The organism is Leuconostoc citreum (assembly GCF_007954785.1).
GTDB lineage: Bacteria > Bacillota > Bacilli > Lactobacillales > Lactobacillaceae > Leuconostoc > Leuconostoc citreum.
On sequence record NZ_CP042410.1, the window covers coordinates 14,920 to 32,918 of the forward strand.

General features: G+C 39.6%; 15 protein-coding genes. 14 read left to right on the plus strand and 1 reads right to left on the minus strand.

The window, feature by feature from the left end:
* Positions 1-84: 84 nt before the first annotated feature.
* The 9 genes from rpoC (at position 85) to FGL72_RS00125 (ending at position 12,634) form a co-directional block, all read left to right on the plus strand.
* A complete protein-coding gene (gene rpoC / locus FGL72_RS00085) occupies positions 85-3,747 on the plus strand; it encodes a DNA-directed RNA polymerase subunit beta' (RefSeq protein ID WP_004899333.1) in 3,663 nt (1,220 codons plus the stop codon).
* 209 nt (positions 3,748-3,956) lie between these two features.
* The gene (locus tag FGL72_RS00090) at positions 3,957-4,364 is read left to right on the plus strand and encodes a Mini-ribonuclease 3 (protein ID WP_004899332.1); all 408 of its coding nucleotides are present in this window, start codon (positions 3,957-3,959) and stop codon (positions 4,362-4,364) included.
* Positions 4,361-5,122: a 23S rRNA (guanosine(2251)-2'-O)-methyltransferase RlmB gene (gene rlmB, locus FGL72_RS00095; RefSeq protein ID WP_004904423.1), complete on the plus strand. Its 762-nt coding sequence runs from the start codon at positions 4,361-4,363 to the stop codon at positions 5,120-5,122. The genes FGL72_RS00090 and rlmB overlap by 4 nt, the downstream gene beginning before the upstream one ends.
* 19 nt (positions 5,123-5,141) lie before the next feature.
* Complete coding sequence (locus tag FGL72_RS00100; RefSeq protein ID WP_004899328.1) at positions 5,142-5,702, plus strand: sigma-70 RNA polymerase sigma factor region 4 domain-containing protein; 561 nt, start codon at positions 5,142-5,144, stop codon at positions 5,700-5,702.
* 89 nt (positions 5,703-5,791) lie between these two features.
* The gene (gene eno, locus FGL72_RS00105) at positions 5,792-7,117 is read left to right on the plus strand and encodes a phosphopyruvate hydratase (protein WP_085699520.1); all 1,326 of its coding nucleotides are present in this window, start codon (positions 5,792-5,794) and stop codon (positions 7,115-7,117) included.
* A 241-nt stretch (positions 7,118-7,358) separates the two neighbouring features.
* Positions 7,359-7,946 (plus strand): DNA-3-methyladenine glycosylase I, encoded by a 588-nt coding sequence (locus FGL72_RS00110; RefSeq protein ID WP_133285995.1) that lies wholly within the window; start codon positions 7,359-7,361, stop codon positions 7,944-7,946.
* Positions 7,947-8,010: 64 nt separating this feature from the next.
* Positions 8,011-9,504: a Ppx/GppA phosphatase family protein gene (locus tag FGL72_RS00115; RefSeq protein WP_146992284.1), complete on the plus strand. Its 1,494-nt coding sequence runs from the start codon at positions 8,011-8,013 to the stop codon at positions 9,502-9,504.
* Complete coding sequence (locus tag FGL72_RS00120) at positions 9,504-11,648, plus strand: RNA degradosome polyphosphate kinase (RefSeq protein WP_146992286.1); 2,145 nt, start codon at positions 9,504-9,506, stop codon at positions 11,646-11,648. Before FGL72_RS00115 ends, FGL72_RS00120 begins: the two co-directional genes overlap by 1 nt.
* On the plus strand, positions 11,645-12,634 hold the full coding sequence (locus tag FGL72_RS00125) for a Ppx/GppA family phosphatase (RefSeq protein WP_004899305.1): 990 nt from the start codon (positions 11,645-11,647) through the stop codon (positions 12,632-12,634). Before FGL72_RS00120 ends, FGL72_RS00125 begins: the two co-directional genes overlap by 4 nt.
* Here FGL72_RS00125 and FGL72_RS00130 read toward each other — a convergent pair.
* Positions 12,626-13,615 (minus strand): LacI family DNA-binding transcriptional regulator, encoded by a 990-nt coding sequence (locus tag FGL72_RS00130; RefSeq protein WP_085699528.1) that lies wholly within the window; start codon positions 13,613-13,615, stop codon positions 12,626-12,628. The genes FGL72_RS00125 and FGL72_RS00130 overlap by 9 nt on opposite strands.
* A gap of 112 nt (positions 13,616-13,727) precedes the next feature.
* Here FGL72_RS00130 and FGL72_RS00135 point away from each other — a divergent pair, with 112 nt between their 5' ends.
* Genes FGL72_RS00135 through FGL72_RS00155 form a run of 5 tightly spaced genes read left to right on the plus strand, consistent with a single transcriptional unit; the run spans position 13,728 to position 17,953 of the window.
* A complete protein-coding gene (locus tag FGL72_RS00135) occupies positions 13,728-13,985 on the plus strand; it encodes a hypothetical protein (protein WP_004899297.1) in 258 nt (85 codons plus the stop codon).
* 11 nt (positions 13,986-13,996) lie between these two features.
* Positions 13,997-14,752 (plus strand): sugar phosphate isomerase/epimerase family protein, encoded by a 756-nt coding sequence (locus FGL72_RS00140; protein ID WP_004906872.1) that lies wholly within the window; start codon positions 13,997-13,999, stop codon positions 14,750-14,752.
* On the plus strand, positions 14,749-16,026 hold the full coding sequence (locus FGL72_RS00145) for a hypothetical protein (RefSeq protein WP_004899292.1): 1,278 nt from the start codon (positions 14,749-14,751) through the stop codon (positions 16,024-16,026). The genes FGL72_RS00140 and FGL72_RS00145 overlap by 4 nt, the downstream gene beginning before the upstream one ends.
* Positions 16,027-16,049: 23 nt before the next feature.
* A complete protein-coding gene (locus FGL72_RS00150) occupies positions 16,050-17,018 on the plus strand; it encodes a sugar kinase (protein ID WP_004899289.1) in 969 nt (322 codons plus the stop codon).
* On the plus strand, positions 17,015-17,953 hold the full coding sequence (locus tag FGL72_RS00155; protein WP_040177456.1) for a phosphoglycerate dehydrogenase: 939 nt from the start codon (positions 17,015-17,017) through the stop codon (positions 17,951-17,953). The genes FGL72_RS00150 and FGL72_RS00155 overlap by 4 nt, the downstream gene beginning before the upstream one ends.
* Positions 17,954-17,999 lie beyond the last annotated feature (46 nt).

Here is a 17,999-nt window from a genome sequence, read left to right on the forward strand (position 1 = left end):
CGTGATTAAGAGTAACTTATAGCAAACGTGCAGTGATTGCGAGACATGTTGATATCATAAATAATGAAAGGTAACAGCAAATAGATGGCAATCGATGTTAACAAGTTCGAAAGCATGCAAATCGGTTTGGCTTCTCCTGATAAGATCCGTTCATGGTCTTATGGTGAAGTAAAGAAGCCTGAAACGATTAACTATCGAACACTTAAGCCAGAAAAAGATGGCCTGTTTGATGAACGCATCTTCGGACCTACAAAGGATTATGAATGCGCCTGCGGTAAATATAAGCGAATCCGATACAAGGGAATCGTTTGTGATCGCTGTGGCGTTGAAGTCACATCATCAAAAGTTCGTCGTGAACGTATGGGGCACATCGAATTAGCTGCACCTGTTACACATATTTGGTACTTCAAAGGTATCCCGTCACGTATGGGACTTGTCTTAGACATGTCACCACGCTCACTTGAAGAAATTATTTACTTTGCGTCATATGTTGTCATTGAACCTGGTGATGCACCAGTTGAAAAGAAGCAATTGATGACAGAACGTGAGTACCGTGAACTGAAGCGCGAATATGGTGCTAGTTTTAAGGCTGGCATGGGTGCTGAAGCAATTAAAGATTTGTTGGCAAGTGTTGATTTAGCTGCCGAAGCAGATCAGTTGAAGCGCGAATTACAAGAAGCAACAGGTCAAAAACGTGTACGTGCCGTACGTCGTTTAGATATTATCGAAGCCTTCTTGCAGTCAGATAATAAGCCGCAATGGATGGTTATGGATGTGATTCCAGTTATTCCACCAGACTTGCGTCCAATGGTTCAATTAGAGGGTGGTCGTTTCGCCACATCTGATTTGAATGATTTGTATCGTCGTGTCATCAACCGTAACAATCGTTTGAAGCGTTTGCTTGATTTGAATGCCCCAGGCATTATCGTGCAAAATGAAAAGCGTATGTTGCAAGAAGCCGTTGATGCATTAATTGATAATGGTCGTCGTGGCCGTCCTGTAGCTGGACCAGGTAATCGACCATTGAAGTCGCTATCTCACATGTTAAAGGGTAAGCAAGGTCGCTTCCGTCAAAACTTGTTGGGTAAGCGTGTTGATTACTCAGGTCGTTCAGTTATTGACGTTGGACCATTCTTAAAAATGAACCAAATGGGATTGCCACGTCCAATGGCAATTGAATTGTTCCGTCCGTTCATCATGAAAGAATTGACCACACGTAAGTTGGCTGGCAATGTTAAGTCAGCTAAGCGTAAGATTGACAAAGCTGATGAAGATGTGATGGATGTATTGGAAGACGTTATCAAAGAACACCCAGTTCTTTTGAACCGCGCACCTACACTGCATCGTTTGGGAATCCAAGCTTTTGAGCCAGTATTGGTTTCAGGTAAGGCGATGCGTTTGCATCCACTGGTTACCGAAGCCTATAACGCCGATTTTGATGGCGATCAGATGGCTATTCACGTACCATTATCTGATGAAGCACAAGCTGAAGCACGTTTGCTGATGCTTGCTGCAGGTCATATTTTGGCACCTAAAGATGGAAAGCCAATTGTGGCACCATCTCAGGATATGGTTATTGGAAACTATTACTTAACGACCGAAGAAGCTGGTCGTGAAGGTGAAGGTATGATTTTCTCTTCAGTTGAAGAAGCAAAAATTGCCTTTGCAAGTAAGGTAGTCCATTACCACACACGTATTGGTATCCAGACGTCTTCATTCCCAGAAGCAAAACCATTTACTGATGAACAACGTTCAAAGATTATGGTGACGTCTGTTGGTAAATTGATTTTTAATGAAATTTTGCCAGTTGATTTTCCATATATTAATGAACCATCTGAAGATAACTTCAAGGGTATTAGTGATCAATTCTTCATCGAAGCCGGTGAAGATATTCATGACTATTTGGCTGACACAGCAGTTATTGGCGCTTTCAAAAAAGGCTTCTTATCAGATGTTATTGCTGAAGTCTATAAGCGTTACAAGGTAACCGAAACATCATTGCTTTTGGATCGTATGAAAGATCTTGGTTATGAAAAGTCAACTGAATCTGGTTTGACTGTTTCGATGAATGATGTGACAGAATTGACTGAAAAGCCAGCTATTCTGGAAGATGCACACAAGCAAGTTGCAACAGTGACCAAGCAGTTCCGTCGTGGTTTGATTACTGATAGTGAGCGTTATCAACGTGTTACTGAAATCTGGACAAAAGCCAAAGATGTTATCCAAGATAAGTTGATTGCGTCGTTTGAACCAACTAACCCAATCTTCATGATGCAAGATTCAGGTGCGCGTGGTAACATTTCGAACTTCGTTCAATTAGCTGGTATGCGTGGCTTGATGGCTGGTCCTGGTGGTAAGATTATTGAATTGCCGGTTACTGCCAACTTCCGTGAAGGCTTAACTGTGATGGAAATGTTTATTTCAACTCACGGTGCGCGTAAGGGAATGTCAGATACGGCCTTGAAGACTGCCAACTCTGGTTACTTGACACGTCGATTAGTTGATGTTGCGCAAGACGTTATCGTTCGTGAATGGAATAATAACGCTGACCGTGGTGTTGCTGTTAAAGCAATCATGGATGGTACATCTGTTGTTGAACCATTGTACGATCGTATCTTGGGTCGTTACGCAATGAAATCAGTCTTTAATCCAGAAACGGGTGATAAGTTAGTTTCACGTAACGAAATGATTGATGAAGATGTTGCTAAAGCAATCGTTGCAGCTGGCATTGAAGAAGTAACCATTCGTTCCGTCTTTACTTCAACAACAGAACACGGTGTGTCAGTGTTAGACTACGGTCGCAACTTGGCTACTGGTGAAGAAGTTGAAGTTGGTGAAGCAGTTGGAACCGTTGCAGCACAGTCAATCGGTGAACCAGGTACACAATTGACCATGCGTAACTTCCATACAGGTGGTGTTGCTGGTGGAAACGATATTACCCAAGGTTTGCCTCGTGTGCAAGAAATTGTTGAAGCACGTATTCCTAAGGGACGCGCCGAAATTTCTGAAGTAACGGGTACAGTGGTTGCCATCGAAGAAAATCCAGCTGAACGTACAAAGGCTGTAACGATTGAAGGCGAAACTGATACACGTACGTACACACTACCATTGGCAGCGCGTATGCGTTTTGCTGAAGGGGATGACATTCAACGTGGTGATGCCATTAATGAAGGACCAATTGATCCTAAGGAATTGCTTGCGGTCACTGATACATTAACGACAGAATCATACATGTTGACGGAAATCCAAAAGGTTTACCGTTTGCAAGGTATTGAAGTGTCTGATAAGCATATTGAAGTTATGATTCGTCAAATGTTGCGTAAGGTACGCGTCATGGATCCAGGTGAAACTAGTCTTTTGCCAGGTATGTTAATGGATATTGCCGATTTCCAACGAGCCAACGAACCAGCTTTGTTTGATGGCTTAGTACCTGCAACAGCACGTCCTGTTTTGCTTGGTATTACGAAAGCTGCTTTGGAAACGAATTCATTCTTGTCTGCTGCATCATTCCAAGAAACAACGCGTGTCTTGACTGATGCTGCTATCAGAGGAAAGAACGATCCATTGGTAGGTTTGAAAGAAAACGTTATTATTGGTAAGATTATTCCTGCTGGAACAGGTATGGCAGAGTATCGTAAAATTAAGAGTAAAGTCGTTGGGGAAGTTGTTGCGCAACCAGAAGTTGAGCAAGAACCAACGCCTGATATTCCTAAGTTAGATGATGTTGCTAAGTCTTTTGAAGAATAGACTTTCAACCACATAGCACTTAAATATTAAAAAACCAGTCACTGTTATATGTGGCTGGTTTTTTTTTAACAATAATCTAATTAGGCCAAAATATGTCCAATTAGGCCAAAAAGATGGGCAACAAATGTTTTATTCGCTAAACTAAAATAGTTCTGCAGAACATTTATCAAACTTGTACGCGTTGTGAAAATCTCGCGTATAATATAATTATGCATAATTTACAATACGAACAAATGAATGGGTTGTCGTTGGCTTATATCGGTGATGCAATATACGAACTTGAAGTGCGCCAACATTTATTATCATTAGGAATAACTAAAGTGAATGCGTTACAGAAACAAAGTAAGTTCTACGTTTCTGCCAAAGCACACGCGGCTTTATTTAATCATATGACAACAGATAACATACTGACTGAACAAGAACTTGTGTATTTTAAGCGCGGACGTAATGCCAAATCACATACAAAGGCAAAAAATACTGATGTGGTAACGTATCGCATTTCAACGGGTGTAGAAGCCTTGTTCGGTTATCTTTATTTATCTGAACAACATGAACGCATTAGTCAATTGATGCGCTGGATTTTTGAACAAGTTGAGACAGGGAGAACAAGTGAATGAAACGTGAACAGGGAACAGCAGATCAAGCAGAATTTGTTTATGGGCATTATGCCAGTGTCGAATCTCTTAAAGGAACACAAGAGATAAACAAAGTATGGTTGCAGACAGGTTTGCAGGACAAAATTAGAAATGAAATAACGCAATTGGCTAAAAAAAGGGGTTTGGTTATTCAGCAAGCACCTAAATCCAAATTGGATGAATTGACTGATGGCGGTAATCATCAGGGGGTTGTTCTAAGCGTAGCTGCATTTGCATATGCAACTGTTGATGATTTGTTTGACTTTGCCGACGCACACCATGAAGCCCCTTTCTTTCTCATTCTTGATGGTATTGAGGATCCACATAATTTAGGCTCCATTTTGAGAACTGCTGATGCAGCTGGGGTTCATGGCATTATTATTCCTAAGCGACGTGCTGTTCAGTTGACGGCAACGGTTGCTAAGATTTCTACAGGTGCCATTGAGCATGTGCCTGTTGCGCGTGTCACGAACTTAGTTAATGTAGTGGGTGAATTAAAAGATCGTGGTGTGTGGGTTTTTGGAACTGACATGTCGGGTGATGATTATCGTCGTTGGGATGCTAAGGGACCCACTGCCTTAGTGATTGGTAATGAAGGGAAAGGCATATCACCACTTTTGAAAAAGAAAGTTGATAGTATGCTTACAATTCCGATGGTTGGTCATGTTCAAAGTTTAAATGCGAGCGTTGCAGCGAGTTTGTTAATTTATCAAGGATTTAATTCACGTCACCCACTATAAAATAGTGAGGATAATATATTTGGGTAAGGACAAATTAGTTCCAGTTGTACATGCAGCACAAAGAGGACATGATTTTGCTTATCATGTTTTAATAAAACATTTAAAGGGTGCTGTATTTGATGTCCATCGTCGTAAAATAAGTGGTAGAATGACGGCCGATGATTGGTATGCTGATGGATTGGAAGTATTGATTAAATGTGTTAATAAATTTGATACACGACAACCACGTGCTAAATTTTCCACTTATTTTATTACGGCATTATCAAATCATGCAACAGATTTAGTTAGAGCACATTATACTGCTAAATCCGATTTTGAAAAAACAATAATGTCAGACAGTGCTGAAGCGGATGGTTACTGTTTCGAACAAGGAACAGATACTTATAATCCAGAAAAGTTAGTTATTTTAAAAGATATGTTGCAGCATACTGAACTAGCGCAAACAGCCGAATTTAAAAAAGCAGCATTACATTTTTTAGGCGTAAAAGCAATGACTACTTCAAGTAGCGGGCGCCGCTTGGAGCAAATGCAATATCGCCTAAAAAAGGCGATTAATCATGCGATTGAAGCCCCATTGTGAAATAATTATGCGACAACGTGTGTTTCAAGGAGCTCTCTGTGATATAATATACATGGTATAAAACCATAAACCAAAGGAGAAATAGACATATGTCTTTAATCACTGATATTATCGCACGTGAAGTTCTTGACTCACGTGGAAACCCTACACTTGAAGCAGAAGTTATCACAGAATTAGGTGGTTTCGGTCGTGGTATGGTGCCTTCTGGTGCCTCAACTGGTGAACACGAAGCTGTTGAATTGCGTGATGGTGACAAGTCACGCTTCGGTGGTAAGGGTACAACAAAGGCTGTTGCCAATGTTAACGATGTTATCGCTAAAGCTTTGGTTGGTAAGTTCGATGTAACTGACCAACGTGCAATCGATCAAGCTATGATCGAACTCGACGGTACAGAAAACAAGGGTAAGTTGGGCGCAAACGCTATCTTAGCTGTTTCAATTGCAGCAGCACGTGCTGCTGCCGACGAATTGGGTGTACCATTGTTCTCATATTTGGGTGGTGCAAACTCATACGTATTGCCTACACCAATGATGAACGTTATTAATGGTGGTGCACATTCAGCTAACAAGGTTGACTTCCAAGAATTCATGATTATGCCTGTTGGTGCACCAACAGTTAAAGAAGCCATTCGCTATGGTGCTGAAACTTTCCATGCTTTGAAAAAGTTGTTAGAAGCAGACGGTAAGGCAACTTCAGTTGGTGATGAAGGTGGCTTTGCACCTGATTTTGCTGATAATGAAGAACCATTGAAATATTTGATCCGCGCTATTGAAGCAGCTGGTTACAAGCCAGGTAAGGATATCGCAATTGCAGTCGATGTTGCCTCATCAGAATTATATGATGCAGCAACAAAGACATACAAGTTGCGTTGGTCAACAGGTGATGAATTCACAACACCTGAATTCATTAAGTATCTTGAAGACTTGGCTGATCGTTACCCAATCATTTCAATCGAAGATCCTATCGATGAAAACGAGTGGGAAGATTGGGCTGAAATCACTTCTGAGTTGGGCAAGAAAGTTCAATTGGTTGGTGATGACTTCTTTGTTACTAACACGCAATACCTACAAAAGGGTATCAACATGGGCGCTGCTAACTCAATTCTAATCAAGGTAAACCAAATTGGTACTTTGACAGAAACTTTCGAAGCCATTGAGATGGCCAAGGAAGCTGGTTATACAGCTATCGTGTCACATCGCTCAGGTGAAACAGAAGACACAACAATTTCTGATTTGGTTGTTGCTACAAATGCTGGTCAAATTAAGACAGGTTCATTGTCACGTACTGATCGTATTGCAAAGTATAACCAATTGATCCGTATCGAAGAATTGTTGGATACAACAGCACAATACAAGGGTATTCATTCATTCTACAACTTGTCAACTGCTGCTCGTGAAGCTATTCAAGCGAAGTAATAATTTAATGCCGAAATCATACCTTTGGGTATGATTTTTTTGTACATATAATTAACAATGAATGGTATGATTAATTTTAACAAGAGTAAAAATTATAATGGTAGGTTAAGAGCATGAAACAGAAACCACTTGTGATAACAATAACTGCCGGAATTACTCTAGCAACTATTGCACATATTATTTATTGGCAAACTCGTGATGCAAGGACTAGAGAGAAAGAACCAATCAGTAGGATATTACGATGGCTAATACAACAAAAATAGCGCGGTGTGCATGGGCCTCTGGTAGTAAAACGACGCCTTTAATGATGACATATCACGATCTGGAGTGGGGACATCCCCTAAAAGATAATGATAGCTTGTTATTTGAGCTATTAACATTAGAAATATTTCAAGCTGGTCTGAGCTGGGAGATTGTATTAAAAAAGCGTCATCACTTAAAAAAAGCCTTTTGGGCGTTTGATCTCGAATCTGTGGCAAAAATGGGTGATGATGATGTTTATCGGTTGTGCCAGAATGCTGATATCATTCGTAACAAGCAAAAAATTTTAGCCACGATTCATAATGCAAAGGTAATTCAGCAAATACAGACATCATATGGTAGTTTCTCAAATTATATATGGCATTTTACGGAAAATCAGGTGATAGATCACAATATTCAGATACCAGCAGAGGTGCCGTCAAAAGATGCATTGTCAGAATATATTTCAAAAGCAATGAAAAGGATAGGGTTTAAGTTCACAGGGCCAGTTGTTATATATGCTTACTTGCAGAGTATTGGAATCATTAATGATCATGAGTCAAATTGTACTTTTAAATATCACAACTAATTTTTTAGGGGATAAATAAATAGTTCATGTGATAAACTAAGTGTAAATAAAAATTGAGGAAATTATGGCAAAATTAGAGGGTGTAATTTTATTAAATTCCAGCACCGCTGCGTTGCAAATTGTCAACGTGACGACTGGTAAACGAATTGAAAATGTCACGCGTGAGTTTAATGAAAGCGATATTAATGCACCAGTATTTTCAAATGAGATTATGCATCGTGCGTTAGCACAAGTACAACGTTTTCAACAATTACTCCGTGATTATGATGTGACCGCCGTTAGATTGTATGGTAGTGAAGCACTCTCGCAAATGAAAAATGCTGTTTACTTTGCAGATCAAATTCAAAACATCACGGGTTTGAATTTGAGCTGGCTTAATGGTAATCAAGAAAGTTACTATCGGCAGTTAGCAGTTAGACGAGCACAGCTTGATGGCAAAACGTTATTGGTTGATGAAGATGTTTTTGTACTGGGTATGAGTTCTACTCGAGTGGATTTGGGCTATTTTGAACATGATTATTTTAAATTTTCGCAGCATTCGTCTGTTGGTCCGATTAGATTGGCTCAAACGATTCATGATATGGTTGTTGAAGTCACTGAAGAAACAGCCTTGGCCAGTGAATTTATTAACAGTAAACTGGCTGATTTTTGGCATATGTTACCACCGTTCAATGCTATTGACCGATTGATTTTATTAGGAGCAGATACAGCGCAACGTATTTTTCTGCCCGAAAACAAGCATTGGGTTGCAGTATCAAAACAAGACATTCAGTTAGTTATTAGTGATTTGGGTCGCTTAAACGATCAAGCTATTATTGAAAAATATGCCGTTGATTTCAACGACGTACCATTTGCTTTAACCGAAATGTTACTTTTAATGAATGTTATGCAGGCTACTAACGTTAAAACAGTTCAAATCAGTGATTTAACGGTATTGGATGGTCTCATTGTACAGGATGTTCGTGATGATAACGATATTATTACTGCTGCGCGTGGTATAGCTGATCGGTATATGGTTGAGGAGAATCACCGTGAAATTGTCTTAACTTATGCAAACCAGTTATTTGACCGCTTAAAGCGAGTGCATCATCTGGGAAAGCGTGACCGACTGTTACTCAGTATTGCTGCACTTGTCCACGATGTGGGCAGTTTCATCAACTCTCAAAAACATTATCAGTATTCCGAAGAAATTTTATCGGGAATAGATTTTCATGGTTTATCGACCGTAGAACAACGTATGATTGCCATTATTGCCCGTTACCATAGTGCCGAAACGCCAGATAGTGCCTTACAAGGCACACATGAATTTTTGCCACAAGAACGCCTACGCATTGCTAAGTTGGCGGCGCTATTGCGCCTAGCAGATGCTCTAGATGACAGTAGACTACAAAAAATAGATAAATTGTCAGTTTCAATCGGGAAGGAAAAGATAACGGTCACAGGCCAGACAGTTGCTAATTTACAATTAGAAATTTATGTTTTCAGACAAAAAGCCAGTTTCTTTGAAACGGTATTTGGCTTACCAATTGTGTTAAAGAAAAAGGGGAGAAGAAGTTAATGGTCGATTTTAAACAGCCAAAATACTATGTTAATCGTGAAATTAGTTGGCTGGCTTTTAATGATCGTGTGTTAGAAGAAGCGCGCGATACTGCTAATCCATTGTTTGAGCGAGCTAATTTTTTGGCGATTACACAAAAAAATATGGACGAATGGTTCATGGTGCGTGTCGCTAGCCTGCAACAACAAGTCATGCTAGGTCATGATAAAGTTGATGCTGCAGGGCTAACACCAAAACAGCAGTTAGATGATGTGTCGGCGATTGCTGGGCAACAAATTAGAGATCAGTATCAAGTATTAACGCGTAGTTTGTTACCGGCACTAAAGCGAGAAGGCTTAACACTATTAAAACCAGAGCAGCTTTCTAAAACACAGCACAATTTTTTAAAACATTTTTTTGAACAAGAAATTTTGCCTGTTTTGACACCGATGGCAGTGGATTCTACGCGACCATTTCCTTTTCTAGCAAATGACACTTTGAATATTGGGGTACGATTAAAAAAATCAGGTGAAAAATCAGAAAAATATCTTGCTTTTTTGCAAGTACCTGAAACTTTCACACGTGTAATTGCTTTGCCAGAGGAACAGCAGGCAATTTTATTAGAAGATATTGTTCAGATGTTTTTAGCTGCACTATTTCCTGGTTATACTATCAAAGAATCTATGGTTTTCCATATTTTAAGAGATATGGAACTCGATGTTGCTGATGATGAGGATACGCCAAATATTTTACAAGAAGTGCAATCCAAGCTACAAGAGCGTGAACGTGGTCGAATTATTCGTGTGATTTTATCTAGTACAGCAAGTAAGGCGTTTACAGCCAAGCTAGTCAAGCTATTGCACGTTGATGAACAGCGTGTTTATGCCGTTAATGGGCCAATTGATTTAACTTTTCTAAATGTATGGCTAAAAAATAATGTGAATGCGCAACTTAAATTCTTGCCGTTTAAAGGTTTCAATAACCCAGATTTAGCCCCTAGTCGTATTTTTGAAAGTATTCGTGCAAAAGATTACCTTCTACATCATCCTTATGATTCTTTTCAATCTGTATTATCCTTTATCCAGACAGCAGCTCAAGATGATCAAGTCTTAGCTATAAAAATGACGCTCTACCGTGTGTCAGGAAAATCCCCTATTATTAAGGCCTTGGGATTAGCCGCACAACGTGGTAAGCAGGTGACGGTTCTTGTAGAAATCAAGGCACGTTTTGATGAAGAAAATAATGTCCATTGGGCGCGAGAATTAGAAAAGCAGGGCGTTCATGTCGTCTATGGGTTACGTGGTTTAAAAACACATGCGAAAGTGACGTTAATTGTGCGTCGTGAAGAAGGTGATATTCGCCGTTACATTCATCTTGGTACAGGAAACTATAATGATGTCACGGCTAATTTTTACACCGACTTGGGGTTGCTCACGAGTGATGCTGAATTAGGCGCTGATGTGGCGTCAATTTTCAATATTTTGACAGGCTATTCAGATCCAGGCTATTTTCACCAGTTACATATGTCCCCTGATGGTATTCGTGAATTTATTTATGAACAAATTAATCGTGAAATTGCCAATGCGAAGGCTGGTAAGCCAGCTGGTATTAAAATGAAATTTAATTCATTGTCAGATGAACGCATGGTAAAACATCTATATGAAGCCAGTCATGCAGGTGTACCAATACATCTCATTGTACGTGGTATTACTATCTTAAAAGTTGGAATTTTTGATGTAAGCGAGACAATCAGTGTGCACTCGATTGTTGGTCGGTTCCTAGAACATAGTCGCATTTATAGCTTTGAAAATGATGGAAACCCCAAAGTTTACCTATCATCAGCTGATTTAATGACTCGTAACTTAGACCGACGTGTTGAATTATTGTTCCCACTCAAGGATGATAAGTTACGCGATAAAGTATTAGAAATATTTGAAACAATGTGGCAGGATAATGTTAAAACGCGTGTGTTACAGGCTGATGGACAGTATGAGAAGAAAGATCGGCGGGGGGTTGCAAGATTAAATGCACAAGAAACCTTCATTGAAGCCGCTGTTCGGCAAACGGATCAAGAGTTAAAACAACAAAAATTAACTGAAATGACCCAGCGCTTTGAACCATTAAATAACCCGTTTACCAATGAAAATGAGGAGGAAAAATCATGACAGTCATTGCAGTCATTGACTTAGGCTCTAACTCTGTTCGTATGACAGTGAGTCGCTATCATGCGAATGGGTCGTATGATGTTTTAGCGCGCTTTCAGGAAATGGTTCGCTTATCAGCAGGAATGGGTAAGGAAAAAGTACTACAACCAGAAGCTATTAAGCGGACATTAGTTGCCTTAGAAAAATTTAAGTTGGCATTAGAAGCATATAATCAAGATAAGTTGTCAGTACACGCTGTAGCAACAGCTGCGGTACGTCAAGCCAGCAATCAAAAAGAATTTTTATCAGCTTTTAAAAAGACTATGGGTTTCAATTTACGCGTCTTAACTGGTGAAGAAGAGGCCCATTATGATTATGTTGGTGTTGTGAATACCTTTCCAATTCATGATGCTTTAATTTTGGATACCGGTGGCGCGTCATCAGAAATTGTATTAGTACGAGATAAAAAAGCTATCCATGCTGTTAGTTTACCAGTTGGTGCGGTTAATATTTCTGAGCGCTATCTAGAACGAGATATCGTGTCGGCTCGTGCACTGTTTCAGGCCATTATTGGTTTGAGACAGCTATTTGGCGATATTGCATGGTTACACGAAGCGATGAATTTACCACTGATTGCGTTGGGTGGGAGCAACCGAACATTAGCTAAAATCAGTCGCAAAAAAGAAAAAATTCAAGATATGGCCATTCATGGCTATCATTTGACCATGTCAGATGTTGCGACAATATATCAAGAAATTTTAGGAAAAAATTTAGAGGGACGTAAAAAAATCCCCGGCCTAGCTAAAGAACGTGGGGATATTATTGTTGGTGGCCTCTTACCTCTTATTGAATTATTGCTTTACACCGAAAGCCGACAAGTGATATTCTCTCAGAGTGGGTTACGCGAAGGGTTCTTATTCGAACAAATTACTTTGAATACAGGACACGATGTTGTATCACCGGAGCCTGCTGCTATGACAGTTGACACTGAGGATGTATCACAGTGAATCTCTGATGTGTAGAAATGCAGGAATGCGAACAATATCTGCAGGAAATTGATCTCGTTCAATATTTTGGATGAGTGTATCGGCTGCAACACGCCCAATTTCTTGGGGATTTTGTGAAACAGCCGTAATGGCAGGTGTTAACATATCTGCATATTGGTCATCGTCATAACCAATAACGCCAACTTGATCTGGAATAAGAATCTTTTGTGTCTGTAAAAATCGAATAGTTGACCATAAAACATGCCCATTTAAAGCAAAAATGGCTGTTTTTTTTGTGCACTTTAAGTAAGACAGTAATTGGCCTTCCCAATGGCGATCTGAAGTAATCTCAATTTGACTAATTTTAATTGTTGTTGTTGCCAAGGCGTTGGCAAGTCCTTTTAGACGATTCATACGGCTTGAAATGCCATGAATGTGGTTAGACAAAACAACAACCTGTTCGTAATTTGATTGCTTTAATAGGTTAGCGACCTCACGTGATTTTTGATAGTTATCTGAAACGATGGCTGGCCAAATGACAGGGTGAGTGTAGCGATCAACCTGTACAACCGGTAACTGTGCATCGATGATATTTTGATAATGATTGGGATGATTAGTCAGTGGTTGCAGAATAATCCCATCGACTTGTTCGGTCATCATTTTTTCTAGATTACTTGCCTCACGTGTCGAATCATTATCGGCATCCATGATTAATACTTGATAAGGTGTTGATTGAAAGTAGTCACCAATACCCTTAAGCAAACGAGAAGTATACATATTTGAGATATCGGCAATTGCGACACCAATCAAAAAAGAGCGTCTTGCTTTGAGTGATTGCGCTTGACGGTTGGGGTGATAATCTAGCCTCGCAATGGTTGCTTCAATACGTGACCGCGTATTGGCAGACATGTTATCGAACTTACCATTTAGAAAACGAGAAATCGTGGTCTTTGATACGCCGGATTCGCGAGCAATATCAACAATTGTCACTTTTTTATTCATAAACTTATTATACTTTAATTTTAAAATAAGTCATTGACAAATAAATTGAAAGCGTTTACACTTATCTTGTAAACCGGTTTCCGTAAACGATTAACCTAAGGAGAATCACGTCATGAATGACCAACCGATGCATATTGATCCAGAAAAATTCGCTTTCAAATTTCTTGAGGCCTATCATTTTGATTTCAATACGCAACATTTAGAACAACAGGCGAAACAAGAATTAGCTGCTTACTTATCGGCCTATTATCTTGCTGATAGATTTAATCAGATTGAGCATCAAAATTTTAACCGTCCAGCCAAGACAGATTTGTCGCATTTAGGGTTTGACGAGCTACTCAAGCATGTGACCAACTTAAATAATTATTGAGAGGAAATATTATGAAAACAGAACAAATTGTATTAAATCTTTTGGTTTTTGATCAATCACGAAAAGCAGGGATGCAACAATTGGCTATGTTACACCATGTTGTTGATTTGGGAATTGGCGCAGCTGAAATACGTCGTGAATATTTTGATGATGTAACAGCTGAAATTGCAGGTATTGCTAGTTACGCCAAAGAACATCAATTACAATTGTTTTATTCTGTGCCTGATGAACTCTTCGTTAATCAGCAATTAAATCCGAAATTAACGCAATATTATGATGAGGCTCAAGCGATGGGCGTAACTGCCATCAAGTTTAACATTGGCGATTTTATAGCATTTTCGCAATCGGATGTCAGTGAGCTCAAGCAATTATTGGCACGTGGCATTCAGACAAATATTGAAAATGACCAAACATTAGTTTCAGGTCGATTAATGCCTATTCAACGTTTTATGGTCGGTGTGCAGCAGTCTGGCCTAGACGTTGGTTACGTTTATGATATGGGTAACTGGCGATATGTTAACGAGGATGAAGTGGCGGCTGCTCAGCAATTAAGTCACGTCGTGCGTTATATTCATGTGAAGGATGATCAAGGGGTTGCAGAAACACTTAAAACAGTGCCCTTAGGTGAAGGGGAAATTCAGTGGCAAAATATTTTACAGTTATTACCAAGTAATGTCCCTGTTGCTATTGAATATCCAACACAAGATGACACGGTGATTAAAAGGGGAATTGATGATCTCCTAAACTATGAGGCGCATCAATCATGACGAATATTATAATCAGTATACTATTATTGTTAACATTTATTGGTTTTATTTATTTCATCATTAAAGGTGGCAATTTAGTCATTGGTTTCTTTGTAATGGCTATCTTGTGGTCAGTCATCGGACTGATACCATTTAATCAAGTCATTCAAAATGTGATTGCAAAACCAGCCTTAAATTATGGCCCCACTATTATTTATATCGTATTTGGTTCATGGTTTGGGCGGGTGTTAGTTGATTCTGGCATTGCCGGCTCAATCTCTGCTCAAACACAAAAAGTGGGCCGGAAAGCACCAGTACTTGCTGCTATTTTAGTCGTCTTAGTCACTGCTTTGATTTTTTCATCAGCTTACGGTGTTGGTTCAGTGATTGCCATAGGTGTTATTTTAATTCCAATACTATTATCAATTGGTGTACCGAAAAAAGTTGCAATACCAGCATTCACTATGGCAATTGGTGCGCCAATGTATATCAATGTTGTGCTATTTAATCAAATTAAAGCATTTTTTCCATCTGTTAATTTTTCTGGAAAATATCTCGTTTTTGGTTTAGTAGCAATGTCTGTGCAATTATTAGGTGTGATACTATTCATTCTGCTTCATGCTAAACAAATTAAAAATGGCAAGATTGAAACTATCGCCGATTCTGAAGAAACTACCATAACGCAAACACATCCTATCACATATATTATTCCCATATTGCCAGTTGCTTTAAATATGTTTTGTCATTGGGATGCGATTCCAGCTTTACTGTTAGCAACAATTATTGCGCTATTGTTCACAGGACAAATGGCATCATATACAAAACTGGTTGCTTTCATTAACAAAACAGTTAGCCAAGCTATTAATGATATTTCTGGGCTCATTATTTTTTTGATGGCTTTGGTGATGTTTGCTGGCGCAGCAACTGCCAATGTGCCACATTTTAAAAGTATGATTGAGGTTATTTTGCCACATAATCCGCTAATATTAGCAGTAGCAATTGGTATATTAGCACCGTTAGCCTTGTTTAGAGGCCCTTTACATGTCTGGGGTGCGGGGGCAGCTACCGCGGCAGTATTAGCAGCAACTGGCACATTTTCGCCAATGTTTTTACTGCCACTACTTTACACGGCTAGCATTATGGCGGTTTCAATTGACTTAACCCAATCATGGAATACTTGGGCATTGACCTATTCCAAATTGGAAACCAAAGAATTCTTAAAAATGGGCATACCAGTCATGTGGGCTGTGTCTATTGTGAATGAACTATTAGTTTATGTATTTTTCGGACATTAATAATATATAGAAAGTGTGGAAATATGAGTGAAATACTAACGTTAGGCGAACCTATCGTCACGTTTACAGCAACTGATTTAAATGCTGGTTTAGTAGATAGTATTAATTATTACAAGTTTTTAGGCGGTGCCGAATTGAATGTCTTAATTGGCGCCACTCGTTTAGGACATACAACCGACTATATTTCTCAAGTAGGGGCCGACCCATTAGGACAATTTACGATTAAAGAAATCGCGCGTCATCAAGTTGGCAATCAATATATTTCAGAAGATGCGAAGCATTGGACAGCCTTTCAATTGAAAGAACTAGTTGACCAAGGTGATCCTAAAACTTTTAATTTTCGAAAAAATTCTGCTGCCGCGCATTTAACACCGGACAAAATTGATGCTATTGACTTAACAACTACCAAAATGGTACATCTTTCCGGTATTTTTCCGGCGATTTCTGTACAAGCACGTGAGACCTTTAAATATTTTGCTGAAAAGGTTATTGCGCAAGGAATTACAACGACTTTTGATCCTAACTTAAGGCCAGCTTTGTGGGCAACTGAATCAGAAATGATAACAACCATCAATACATTAGCAAAATATGGTACCATTGTGTTGCCTGGTATTGATGAGGGTGAAATTTTAGTCGGTACGCGTGATCCGGAAGCAATTGCTGATTTTTACTTAGGTAATAGTGAACGTACGACCACTGTTGTTGTTAAATTAGGCACTAAGGGTGCTTATATTAAAAGTAAATCAGGTGAAAGTACAATTGTTCCTGGCTTTAAGGTGGCTAAAGTCGTTGATACGGTTGGTGCCGGGGATGGTTTTGCACTTGGTCTTATTACAGCTCTGATTGAGGGAGCCACTATGACAGAGGCAGTAACACGTGGCAATGCAGTCGGTGCCTTGCAGGTTCAGACAACAGGGGATAACGATGGCTATCCCACACAATCAGAGTTAGCTGAATTCTTTTCAAGCAACGTACAAGGAGTTAGAAAATGACAAAAAAAGTATATTTACCAGATGATATTCCTGCTGTGGGCAAAGACATTTTGACAGCTGCAGGTTTTGAAGTCATTGTTGGTACCGGTCGCCAACGCGAGATCATGAAAAAAGAAGGTGCCGAGGCAAATGCTGTGCTTATTGGCACACAAACTTTTGACGAAGACATTATGCGGGCTATGCCAAACCTGCAAGTCATCGCGCGTAATGGCGTTGGTTATGATGCTGTTGATATTGCAGCAGCTACGCGACGAGGGGTTTATGTTGTCAATACGCCAAAAGCACTATCTAGTTCTGTTGCTGAAACAGCTGTTGCTGAGTTATTGGCAATTAGTAAGAATCTATACCAAAATGCTAAGGCTATTCATGAGGATAACTGGGGTTACCGTAAACAACACCCAGGACGCGATGTTGCCGGTAAAACGGTTGGTATATTAGGTTTTGGCAGAATTGGGCAGCAAGTCGCTGAAAAGTTGAGTGGTTTTGGTCTCCACGTCATAGCTTTTGATCCATTTGCAAAGTCTACTGACACAGTCACCATCGTTGACCGTGAGATGGTGTTTAAAAAATCAGATTATGTGATGATTCATTTACCAGCCATGCCGGAAACGATTCATTCGATTGGTAAAACAGAGTTTGACATGATGAAAAATGATGCCTATTTAATCAACATGGCACGCGGTAACATCATCGTGACGTCAGATTTGGTTGCTGCACTAAAAAATCATGATATTGCTGGCGCAGCTTTAGACGTTTTCGAAGAAGAACCACTACCCGTAAGTGACCCTTTGGTCGCATTAGATAATGTGCTATTAACGCCACATATTGCCTCCAATACGGTAGAAACGAAAGAACGTATGGCTATTGATGCAGCACATGATATTGTTCGAGTGCTTATGGGTGATCAGCCAGTATCATCAGTTAACCAGATATAGTAACAAACAAAAACAGCACAGATTAATCTGTGCTGTTTTTTATAAT